Origin of the sequence: Ancylomarina longa (assembly GCF_003996985.1) — a bacterium.
In the GTDB taxonomy this organism is placed as follows: Bacteria; Bacteroidota; Bacteroidia; order Bacteroidales; family Marinifilaceae; genus Ancylomarina_A; species Ancylomarina_A longa.
The window spans coordinates 534,089-545,048 of record NZ_RJJX01000001.1 but is presented as its reverse complement, the minus strand read 5'-3'; the positions used below and the strand labels follow the sequence as shown (position 1 = coordinate 545,048).

14 protein-coding genes are annotated in these 10,960 nt (G+C 35.6%); all 14 read left to right on the top strand.

The genetic code is table 11. The annotated features are described in order from the left end of the window. Positions 1-177: 177 nt before the first annotated feature. The 14 genes from DLK05_RS02140 to DLK05_RS02080 all read left to right on the top strand — a co-directional run bounded on the left by DLK05_RS02140 (position 178) and on the right by DLK05_RS02080 (position 10,913). Positions 178-585 (top strand): hypothetical protein, encoded by a 408-nt coding sequence (locus DLK05_RS02140; protein WP_127342322.1) that lies wholly within the window; start codon positions 178-180, stop codon positions 583-585. Next, the gene (locus tag DLK05_RS02135; RefSeq protein WP_127342321.1) at positions 578-859 is read left to right on the top strand and encodes a hypothetical protein; all 282 of its coding nucleotides are present in this window, start codon (positions 578-580) and stop codon (positions 857-859) included. Before DLK05_RS02140 ends, DLK05_RS02135 begins: the two co-directional genes overlap by 8 nt. Before the next feature lie 667 nt (positions 860-1,526). Beyond that, positions 1,527-2,171 carry a flavodoxin family protein gene (locus tag DLK05_RS02130; protein ID WP_127342320.1) on the top strand — a complete coding sequence of 215 codons (645 nt, stop codon included), beginning with the start codon at positions 1,527-1,529 and terminating at the stop codon, positions 2,169-2,171. 80 nt (positions 2,172-2,251) lie between these two features. Beyond that, positions 2,252-2,704 carry a hypothetical protein gene (locus DLK05_RS02125; protein ID WP_127342319.1) on the top strand — a complete coding sequence of 151 codons (453 nt, stop codon included), beginning with the start codon at positions 2,252-2,254 and terminating at the stop codon, positions 2,702-2,704. A gap of 214 nt (positions 2,705-2,918) precedes the next feature. After that, complete coding sequence (locus tag DLK05_RS02120; RefSeq protein WP_127342318.1) at positions 2,919-3,527, top strand: hypothetical protein; 609 nt, start codon at positions 2,919-2,921, stop codon at positions 3,525-3,527. Positions 3,528-4,037: 510 nt separating this feature from the next. Then, complete coding sequence (locus tag DLK05_RS02115) at positions 4,038-4,835, top strand: DUF5777 family beta-barrel protein (RefSeq protein ID WP_127342317.1); 798 nt, start codon at positions 4,038-4,040, stop codon at positions 4,833-4,835. 297 nt (positions 4,836-5,132) lie between these two features. Further along, positions 5,133-6,146: a YeeE/YedE thiosulfate transporter family protein gene (locus tag DLK05_RS02110; protein WP_127342316.1), complete on the top strand. Its 1,014-nt coding sequence runs from the start codon at positions 5,133-5,135 to the stop codon at positions 6,144-6,146. A 242-nt stretch (positions 6,147-6,388) separates the two neighbouring features. Next, positions 6,389-7,111, top strand: a complete 723-nt coding sequence (locus DLK05_RS02105) for an SDR family NAD(P)-dependent oxidoreductase (RefSeq protein ID WP_127342315.1) — start codon at positions 6,389-6,391, stop codon at positions 7,109-7,111. A gap of 24 nt (positions 7,112-7,135) precedes the next feature. After that, positions 7,136-7,564 carry a hypothetical protein gene (locus tag DLK05_RS02100; protein WP_127342314.1) on the top strand — a complete coding sequence of 143 codons (429 nt, stop codon included), beginning with the start codon at positions 7,136-7,138 and terminating at the stop codon, positions 7,562-7,564. A 136-nt stretch (positions 7,565-7,700) separates the two neighbouring features. After that, a complete protein-coding gene (locus DLK05_RS02095) occupies positions 7,701-8,078 on the top strand; it encodes a VOC family protein (protein WP_127342313.1) in 378 nt (125 codons plus the stop codon). 36 nt (positions 8,079-8,114) lie between these two features. Continuing rightward, positions 8,115-8,552, top strand: a complete 438-nt coding sequence (locus tag DLK05_RS17410; protein WP_209319662.1) for a hypothetical protein — start codon at positions 8,115-8,117, stop codon at positions 8,550-8,552. Beyond that, complete coding sequence (locus DLK05_RS02090) at positions 8,450-9,526, top strand: pyridoxal phosphate-dependent decarboxylase family protein (RefSeq protein WP_209319661.1); 1,077 nt, start codon at positions 8,450-8,452, stop codon at positions 9,524-9,526. Before DLK05_RS17410 ends, DLK05_RS02090 begins: the two co-directional genes overlap by 103 nt. Beyond that, on the top strand, positions 9,510-9,965 hold the full coding sequence (locus DLK05_RS02085; protein ID WP_127342312.1) for a hypothetical protein: 456 nt from the start codon (positions 9,510-9,512) through the stop codon (positions 9,963-9,965). The genes DLK05_RS02090 and DLK05_RS02085 overlap by 17 nt, the downstream gene beginning before the upstream one ends. A gap of 234 nt (positions 9,966-10,199) precedes the next feature. After that, complete coding sequence (locus DLK05_RS02080; protein WP_209319660.1) at positions 10,200-10,913, top strand: RluA family pseudouridine synthase; 714 nt, start codon at positions 10,200-10,202, stop codon at positions 10,911-10,913. Positions 10,914-10,960: the final 47 nt, after the last annotated feature.

Here is a 10,960-nt window from a genome sequence, read left to right as displayed (position 1 = left end):
TATAAACTATACAAAAGGAAATGAAATTTTAAAAGTAAATTTATGAATCAGAATAGCTTAAAATTTACATTAGTGGTATTCACAGCAAAACTCATCCCAACACGCTGTAAAAATTATAACTAGTGACAGATTCTTACAGCTATTCGTTATGCGTCAATTTAAAAGAACCGAATCGGCATGAAAAAAATGATTAGAAATATTGGATTCTTACTCATGATTTTTACAATCTCATGCGGACAAAATCTGGATTTTGAAGAAATTCTTAAAAACGAGAAACAGTTTGAGTTGAAAATCTATCCCAATGGGAATCTTAATTTAAACAGTTCATCGGTAACAAAAATAAATGCCGACTCAAAAATAATTGACAAATTGAGAATCTGGTTTAAAAATAATCCGGACGGTTGGGAGAGTTCAATTGCGTCTTGGACAACGCCTGACATTTTTCTGACAAGCAATGATTTTAGACTTCTGATTTTTAACGATTTTGTAGTTGCTGGTTTTGCGGATAAATCAGGGAAACAGAGACAGTATACAAAAAGCATCGACAAATCGGAGTTTAACTTTTTGACTGACGAAAATGAATAAATCAGAATATAAATTCAAAGAGAAAAAGAATACAGCATGTTTCACTTGTGTTCATGTAATGACAAAGAGAAAACCAATATTGTTTGTCTCCCACGATGATGATTCGAGTTGGGAATTTACATGTGGTGCAAACGGACACTCAGATGAAGAGATTAAAATAATTAGTCTGGAAGAGGCAACAATCATTGATAATTCAATAAACGAATTAGCAAACATGTCAGAAGGAGTTTGTGCGGAAAGAGAAAATATTGAAGCAAAATGGATGAAAAAATAAAAATCGAACGCATAAATAAATAGAACTATAAACAAGTTACAAGATCCAGCGATGAGAACATGTTGAACTGCATCCCGGGTTGCTTTGGAGTTTCAAGTTTGGTGAGCTTATCGGACTATGCTTTTATCGACGATTTTTCTTGTATTCTGAAGTCTTTAGAGGGGGAGCTTACGTAAATCTGGTGCATTAATCTTCCTAATTTATGGATTTTCAACAGGCTGTACCGTTTGTAAAGCGATGAAAACCGAGAGATTAGGGCGTACAAATCCAGTCTTCATAAGAAAATGAAGATTTGAAACGAAGTCATTCATATTATTGTAAAAAGGCGTTCATCAATTGGCGAATAGGGCTACTGGGCGAACGTATTCGAGGGAGTTCTCCTACAACCTACGCTGTTTAATCATTATTATTGGCTTAAAAATCCTCATAGAATAGGCAATACAGCAATTATCTTCTTTTACTGAATTAATGAAGATATTAGGGTTAAAAATGGACCAAATAAGATCCTCAATTCTATTTTTATGCATCCATAAAACTGCTATATTATAATTTATAAATTGACAGCTGGATGGGTTTCTAGACAGACTGCCGTTGTGGTATATTGGAAAAGCAATGAATTGAGATCGTAAAAACAAGTATTAATCTTAATAAAATTGAGAAAATAAAGATGAATTATTTTGAGGAACTTATAAACAAAGCTAAAGAAATTGAAAATCCGCTTAAGCAAGTTCTAGCAGTTTCTGGTAGTCCTAGAAAAGGAGGTAATTCAGATATTATCATTAAGCAAATTATTTTAGGTTTAAATACTGAAAACATTGCAACAGAAAGTACTAACCTTAAGAGTATAGATTTTAGCGGATGTATTGGCTGTGAAAAGTGTAGAAAAGATAAAATCTGTACAATGCTTCTAGATGGAATGTCAGTTTTGTATCCAAGTATTATTGACTCGAAAGGATTAATTTTAGTTTCTCCTGTCCATAATTATAATATAACCTCTTGGATGAAAGCTTTTATTGATAGGTTATATTGTTTTTATGAATTTGACAATAATACAAGACCACGAAAATGGAGTTCCAGACTTGCAAACCAAAATAGGAAAGTTGTTATTTCTGCTGTTTGCGAACAAGAGAATATTGAGAATTTGGGATTTGCTATTGACGCAATGAAAAGACCTATGGAGGCTTTAGGTTTTGACATTATCGGAACATTACCTGTTTTTAATTCCTTTGAAAAAGGTGCCGTAAAAAAACAAAAAGAGATAATGGATAAAGCATTTGAATTAGGAATTAAGATGGGACGACAACTGAAATAAATAAGGATACTACAAAATTTTGTATAAGTATTGATGAGAGTGTTATTGTGTGCAGTTTGTATAAATTAATCCAACATAAAATGAAAACTAACAACTGTAGGAATTTCGGAATAAAGGGACTCTTACTCAGTGGAATTATTTTGTTGACTTTTGCTTGTACTGATAATCGAACCGTGATATTAGATCCTGTTACGACAGCAATTAATTCTCTTGTGGGGGAGTGGAATTGGATAAAAACAGTAGATGCCTGGACAGCGCATGAAAGTAATCCGGAAACGGAAGGGTACACTGCGTCGATACAATTCAGGACAAACGATACGTTGGAGTATTACAAAAATGGCAATTTGATTCATAAGTATCCTTACGAGTTGAGATACAGAATAAATGATCCGCTTAACACGGAAAGTGACTCTATTCTGGTTTTGGTGATTAACAATGGGGCAGAGTCCAACTTTTCAATTGCCCATGATGCATTAATTATTAGTCAGGCTTATCTTGACGGACCAACTAGTTACTATGAAAGGAAAAAGTAGTGAAAGCGTGAGCTAATATAAACCGAGCATTTGTGTGATCGAAATCAATAGGAAGAGAACTTGTATTAGGAGAATGGCTTTGTTTAGGGATAGGCTTAAGTGTGCATATTATCTCTATTAAAAAATGAAAGGATGAAACATTTATGATTAGATCCCTTCAAGAAATCAGCTCAGTCCAAATATATTTACGCTATATCAACTAAACTTTTATACAATGGATATTAAGGAAATAGAAGAGAAAACCCATATAGATCGATTGGAAGCATTTGCAAAAGAGAAAGGATTCCCCTATTACACAAATTCAAGTGTTAAAAATCATCATCTTATTCAGGACGAAAGATATACATCTACAAAGTTTATCGTATTTGATTTAGATCAGATAGTAGAAAATTTATTTTTAGTATTCTATGATGCTTATTCTACAAAAGCTTTTACACAAAAAAGCTATTGCGGATTATTTAAGAGCATATCAGAATGTGATGGTGAAATAAAAATGATAAAACGGGATTGGTTCGACATTTTCAATTTTAAGAAAAGATTAAAAACAGGAGATTATTATTTAGATAAGCATATCTCCATCTATTCAGATCTATTAGAAATTAACCGATCTGTTATCGATCCAAAAGCGATTAGGGATTTTGTTGAAATTAATAATAAAATTTTAGCACTTGAGTTAAGTACAATCTGCGAATCGAACAGTATTGTTCCCGAATTGAATGGAAAAGATCTGGTAGCTTTAAAAACAAATTCCTGGATTGTAGATAAGGCAGAACTTACACTTTTTATCGAAAAGGGGAGCAAGCTACTGAAGCGTATAAAATAGTTGGTGACTGACCAAAAAAAATGGCAGATTGGCAAAAATTACTTTTAAAAATAGATTGCCATCATCGATTAGTAATGTAAAGCGGTTAGGGATATTGATCTGAACCGCTATTTTTTTGCTTCATCCAAAAAACAGAAGCAAAAAAACACCATTCTTCAGGCTGCTCAAAAATAACCCATTCATAGTGTTATTAGCTATAAAAATCTTGTTTGCAATAAAAAATACAACTTCAATAGAAACGTTTATAACGATATTGGTTCACTGTTAATACTGTAGGTGTGACAAGGAAAAAATTAATGAAATTCAATTGTTTTAAATTAGAAGGAAACCAAAGACTTTAGTGGTGTGAGTCAAAAAGATGATTAATGAGTAGCAAGGATACCAACATGTAGGTATTTTGATTAGAATTTTATTGTTAGACCTGCACAACAAAAAAAGAGTTTGTAGTTTTGAATTCCTTTCTATCGGGAGGATTGCGCTTTTGAGTATTATTAATTGAAAAGAATAGAGATGAGAAAATTTTACTTGTTGTTTTGTTTATTGCCTTTGAGTATGGAATTATTTGCCCAGATTGGAGGGATATCCGGTTCCAAATTGAATGCGGTATGCGTTGATGTGGTAGATCATCATGTTTTGGAATTTGAGCCTGCTTTTTCGTTTTCGCAGACTAGCAAGTATTGGGATAATGGTAAGAATTTGACTAATATTTATAGTACAAGTGATAGTCTTAACAGGGCATCAGGAATGCAATTTCGTTTTACCTATGGATTGTTCGATAAATTGGAAATAGGAGTAACAGTACCCGATGATATGTCCAGGAGCAGTTGGGGAGCGCGCTATGTTATTGCTCAAAAAGAAAAATTAGGATTGGCAGTAATTGCTGGTGTTAATATCCCCATGGGGAATGAAGTGCAATATAAAGCAGTAAGAACCGAAGCAAATACCTGGCAGACAGGTTTAGGAGCTGTAATGTCCTATCAGTATAGCGAAAATTTTTCCATAGATTTTAACGTACAATATAATGCATATACCAGAAAGTTGGAAAGTGGCAATAAAGGCACAACAAACATCAGTGCTGATGCCGGGTATTACGTTTTTGATAAGGGACTTCAGCTGATTGCCGGTTTGGGATATCAGCATACCAAATATGATATGACGAATCAGTTTTTATATACTTTTTATCCGGGCGTGACCATCGAAACCGGAAAGAACTATATCATTGTATTAACAACACCAATTGATATTTATGGGAAGAACATCGACAAAACTTTCAATTTTAGTTTTGCATTAACCTTGAGTATTCCATAATAGATTTCTAATCCCGAAAGTTTCGTGTATTGACTGCTTTTACAAAGAATTTATTACATTTAGAGTAGCTAAGCAAGCCTTGGTTAATTAGAGAATTCCTTGTTTTTTCAGATCTAAGAGCTGTTTTGTTTCTTATCTAAGAATAAATTATTTCGAAGATATAAGCGATTGCTGTTGTAAATTGTGTTTTTTACAGGAATTGATTGGAGAAATAGGAGATTGGTATCTGGAGATGTTCCAGTTATTGTATGTCAGATGTTAATTAGCTATTAAAATAATACTATAAAATCAGTAATTATGGAAATTAGAATATTAATTTTTGGATTTTTATTTGGTGGCATATTACAGTATGCTAGCTTAAACAAATATAATGTGATCAGTGGGTTGGCAACTCTGGATAATTATACTGTAGCCAAAGCAATAGCTGTTGCTTTGGGAGTTGGGGCAATATTATTAAATATTGAAATCGGGTTAGGAATGGCTTCATTCCATATTAAGCCATTGGTTTTAGGTGGTATTTTATTGGGCGGTTTAATTTTTGGTTCAGGAATGGCAATATTGGGTTATTGTCCGGGAACACTTGCAGTTTCTTTGGGTGAAGGTTCTATTGATGCATTTGTTGGAATTATTGGAGGCCTGCTCGGAGGTTTTGTTTTCACCATACTATTACCTTTTATTAAAGGTATTATAGGTCCTAATTTGGGAGCTATTTCTTTAAATTCTTTAATGGGAACAGGATTGTTGTTTTTTATTCTTGTTTTTATAATAGGAGGAGTCTTTGTTTATATTGCTTTTTGGCTCAATAAAAAGGAAGGAAAAAGAGATTATAAATGGTTGTATGCAGGAATAGCATTAGCAGTACTTAATGTTGTTATTTTTTCAAATATGGTAAGTAATCGACCAATTGGAGCATCTACATCATTTCCTTATTTAGCCGACTACCTTAGTGGTTTTATGGATAATTCGTATTTCCAGAAAATTCAAAAGCCAGGCAATTGGGAAGCAGTATTCTTGGGAGGTGCATTTTTAGCAGGACTATTCTTTTCACTATTAAATGGGAGTTTCAAATTCACATTGATACATGAGAATTGGAAAAAATATAAAGGAATATCTTCCTTCTCAAGAGTAGTATGGGCATTTGTAGGTGGTTTTATTCTGATTTTTGGTGCCAGAATGGCCGGAGGATGTACTAGCGGACATATTTTATCTGGAGGAATGCAGCTGTCAATTAGTAGTCTGATATTTGCTGTCTTTACTTTCCTAGGTCTCGTAGTTACCGGTAAGTTATTCTATAAGAAAAATAAGCGCTAATTAAGGATCTAAATAGATTCTTTCTATCAGGGGAGATGTTTTATTATTCTGATATTGGTTGTATTAAAAAGCCGAACGAGAGGCAGCGTTTTGCTCTTGAGCCACTCTTAGGTTTTGGTTAATAGGAGTTCACAAGTAACAGACTTATCGTATAGATTGGTTTTTGCTCGTATTATGTGTGAACTTACTGAATAGGGATTTATTTCGATAGTAGTAATTAATCTAATATCAGTATTATGGTTATGAAGAAAAATAAAAAGGCTATAGTAGTCGGAGCAAGTTCTGGGATAGGGAAAGAGCTTGTTAAAGTACTGGTTGAGAATAATTATAAGGTTGGGTTAACAGGTAAAGAGAAAGATATCCTGGACGAATCCCGAAATGGGTATTTGGAAGATGTAGAAATAAGTTGCTTCGACTGCACTATAGATAATAATTCTGAAAAAATAATTGAATTAGTAACACAACTCAACGGACTGGATTTGTTAATATTTAGTGCAGGAATTGGTAATCTAAATAAAAATTTGGGTTTTGAAATTGAGAATCAAGCCAACAAATTAAATGTGTTGGCATTTACCGAGATAGCGGATTGGAGTTATCGATTCTTTGAAAAACAGGGATACGGTCATTTTGTAGCACTTTCATCCGTAGCTGGACTTTTTGGATATAGATTTGCTCCAGCTTATCATGCTGCAAAATCTTATCAAATAAGTTACCTGGAAGGCCTAAGGCAAAAAGCTTACCAATCTGACAAGCCAATTTATGTAACCGATATTCGACCTGGCTATGTGGATACCTCAATGTCGAAAAATAAAAAACGTTTTTGGGTATTAACAGCAGAGAATGCTGCTAAACAAATTTTTGATTTAATTGTGCGAAAAAAAGACGTTGCCTATGTTTCAAAAAAATGGCAGCTTGTGGCAATTGGGTTAAAGTTATTGCCGAGATGGCTTCGGAAAAGGATGTAAAAAAAGCAAACACATTAAGCTTACATGTATCAAAAAGATTTTATATTAAGAATGCTTGAAATGATTGCAGACTTGGTTGCAGCCATTTTGGGATTGATAAAAAATGGGCATACGGGACAAGCTTCCCAAATCCTTGAAAATGCCTATCGCGATTTTTTGAAAGAGGATGCCTCCTTCTTTCGGGAAATCCCCATAGAGAAACTCACCACAAAATTATTGCAGGAGCATAATTACCAAAATGCACATTTAGAGATATTGTCGGAACTTTTCTTTGCCGAAGGGGAGTTGCAATTTGCACGTGGAAATCAAAAAAGCAGCTTGATTTATTATAAGAAAACCCTCTTATTGATAGAGTTTGTGGAGAAGGAATCGCACACCTATTCTTTTAGAAAGCAAGACAAAATCATAAGTTTACAGGAGAAAATTAGCGCTTTAACTAGATCTTTAGGCTGAATCGAGCGATCCTGAAAATCTTGGAAGTACAGGTAGAATTAATTACTTCGCTTACTTATGGATGATAATTGTACGAACTGATATATTATCTGGAAGAATAAGCAATAGATTTAAACCTAATCAATAATCTTATTTTATGAACGCAATTGAATTTATCCTTTATGTTGCAGATCAGAAAAAGAGCACAGATTTCTACCAGCAGCTATTAAATAAAGAACCGAGCTTAAATGTTCCAGGCATGACAGAATTTGAATGGAATGACTTTGTAAAGTTAGGCTTAATGCCTGAAGATGGAATAGCTAAGATATTGTCGGAGAAAATGCCGCATCCGGGAGGAGGAAATGGAATTCCCCGATGTGAATTATACCTGAAAGTAGCGGATGCTGAGGAGTACATACAGAGAGGAATTCAGCTGGGGGCTAAAGAAATTAGCAGCCTAAAAAATCGGGATTGGGGGGATAAAGTCGGATACATCTCCGATTTAGACGGACATATCATTGCCTTGGCAGAATAAACGTACCAGTAAGTTGCTTAAAAATTAGGACTTGGAATGAAAACAAAAGACACGATTCAAAAGGATATACGCGAGCAGATGTTTCGTGAGATGCAGGATAAAAATCTATTCAATCAGGTAAAAGAATATGCATTTGAGTATGCTGATGAATCTTTGGAAAGAAATGTGTATCCAACAAAAGAAGCCCTTGAAGCATTAAGTGTTTTTGAGGAGACCTTGCCCGAAAAATCAAACGATCCTTTCGCAATTTTAGAACAGCTACACAGCTACGGTTCTCCGGCAACAATTTCGCAAATAGGAGGAAGATATTTCGGCTTAGTGAATGGTGGAATCATCCCCGCTGCCCTCGCTGCAAAATGGTTGTCTGATTTTTGGGATCAGAATACACCCTTGTATGTAAGCTCGAGACTGTGGTGGAGCAATGGTTGTTGGAGCTATTCAAGCTGCCCGAACAAACGGTGGCTGGTTTTGTGAGTGGTACATCTATGGCAATTCTCGTGGGATTAGCTGCTGCCAGATGGAGGATTTATAACAGATTAAATTGGGATGTTAATGCGAAAGGCTTAAGAAATGCTCCTGAAATTAGAATTGTTGCCGGAAGACATGCCCATGGAACCGTTCTAAAAGCTGTTGCATTACTGGGATTAGGGAAGGACAATATCGAATGGGTGGAAGTAGATGAACAGGGCAGAATCATTCCGGAGCATATTCCGGATCTGGATGACCAAACGATTCTAATCTTGCAGGCAGGGAATGTAAATTCAGGAGCTTTTGATAATTTCGATAAAATCTGTGATAAAGCAAAAATGGCGAATGCATGGGTTCACATTGATGGTGCTTTTGGTTTGTGGGCAGCTGGTTCCAACAGTTTAAAATATCTGGTAAAGGGAATTGAAAAAGCAAATTCATGGTCGGTAGATGGACATAAGACCTTAAATACGCCATACGACTGTGGTATTGTGTTGTGCAATGATAAGGAAGCTATGGTTGCTGCTTTGCAAGCCACAGGTTCCTATATTGTTTACGGGGAAAAAAGAGACGGGATGCTGTACACCCCGGAAATGTCGAGAAGGGCAAGAGTGGTAGAATTATGGGCAAGCTTGAAGTATTTAGGAAAGGAGGGAATTGATAGTTTGATTTTGGGATTACATGAAAGAGCGGTTCAGTTTTCTAAGGAGCTTAAAGAACAAGGATTTCAGATTTTAAATGAGGTGGTTTTTAATCAGGTTCTGGTTGCTTGTGAAAACGATGATCTCACAGACAGCATTATGGAAGGAATTCAGAATTCTCTGGAATGCTGGTGTGGTGGAGCAATTTGGGATAATAGACAGGTGATAAGAATAAGTGTTTGCTCCTGGGCTACTACTTCCGAAGATATTACCCGATCGGTGAAAACATTCGTAAACGCATATACTAAAGCAATAGAAAGCCATGAGAATAAAAGCTAAAATAGTTCAGGGCTATGGTGTTGCTTCCGGAAAAAGCGGGGATGTCCGGTTTCCGATGGGAACCATACAAATGCAGCTCAAATATTTTCTGGAGAGAGGATTGGATTTAAGTAATTATTATAGGGGCACACTTAATGTGGATATTGCACCTTCCCATTTCAAAATGGTAAAACCAAAATTTTTTATTGAGAATATGAAATGGTCGAAGGATATGCCCCCGGAGAATTTTTACTTTTTTGATGTGATGGTTTCTGTGGAGGAGGAGGAGATGTATGAGGGACTGATTTATATGCCGGATCCAAAGACAAAAGTAGAACATGAGCAAAAACCAACGGTGTTGGAATTGATGTTACCCAAAATTGAAGACCTGCACTATGGTCAAACCCTTTATGTGCAGGTTAAAGAGGAGCAAATTGCAATAGTTCGGCAGAGTTTGTAAGGTATTACCCGCAGAGTCGTTTTCCATTCGTTGTTTGCATGGTGGGGAAGAGCTATTGTTCGATATCTGCTTGTACCTTAGCTGTTCCAATTAATTTGAATGTTTCAATTCCTATTTAAACATATTCTAAGTAAAATAACGAAAGGAAAAGGCAATCTTTGCACCAAATTAATAAAGTAGCGTCTGCCTCTGTAGTTTCATCTATTCGATAGCAGAAAGATATTATCAGTCAGCATGGAAGAAAATCAAAAAATAACTAAAAAAGTTTCTACAAAACACCAACCTAGAGGCTTAAGCTTTCTTTACGAAGATCGGGATATTATTGTAGTGGATAAGGTGAGCGGCTTGCTCAGTATGGGTAGTGCCAGAGAAAGAGAAAAGACTGCCTACTTTTTGCTAACTAATTATGTGAAAAAGGGGAATCCTAAATCCCGAAACCGCATATTCATTGTTCATCGTCTCGATAAGGATACTTCAGGAATATTAGTCTTTGCCAAAACAGAAAAGGCGAAGGTTTTCCTACAAGGGGAATGGCAGAATTTTCACAAAAAATATTATGCTGTAGTAGAAGGAGTATTGCCCGAAAAGGAGGGGATGATAAGTTCCTATTTGGCAGAGAATAGCATTCATCGGATGTATTCTGTAAAAGATCCGGAGAAAGGCAAGTTGGCAAAAACAGGTTATAAGGTGATTCGGGAATCGAAAAGATTTAGCTTGTTGGAAATTGAATTGCTTACTGGTAGAAAAAATCAGATTCGGGTTCATTTTGCTGAAAATGGTCATCCTGTGGCCGGTGATAAAATGTATGGAGAGAAGGCCGGAGTTAAACGCCTGGCACTTCATGCTGCCAGTCTTTGCATTCAACACCCACATTCCAAAAAGGAGATGACGTTTACCACAAATATCCCCGGGTATTTTAATAAATTATTACACTATCAAACAAAATAGGGAACGCTCTGAAACCCCCGCGCAGGCTAGGTGAAAACCCGCAGCGC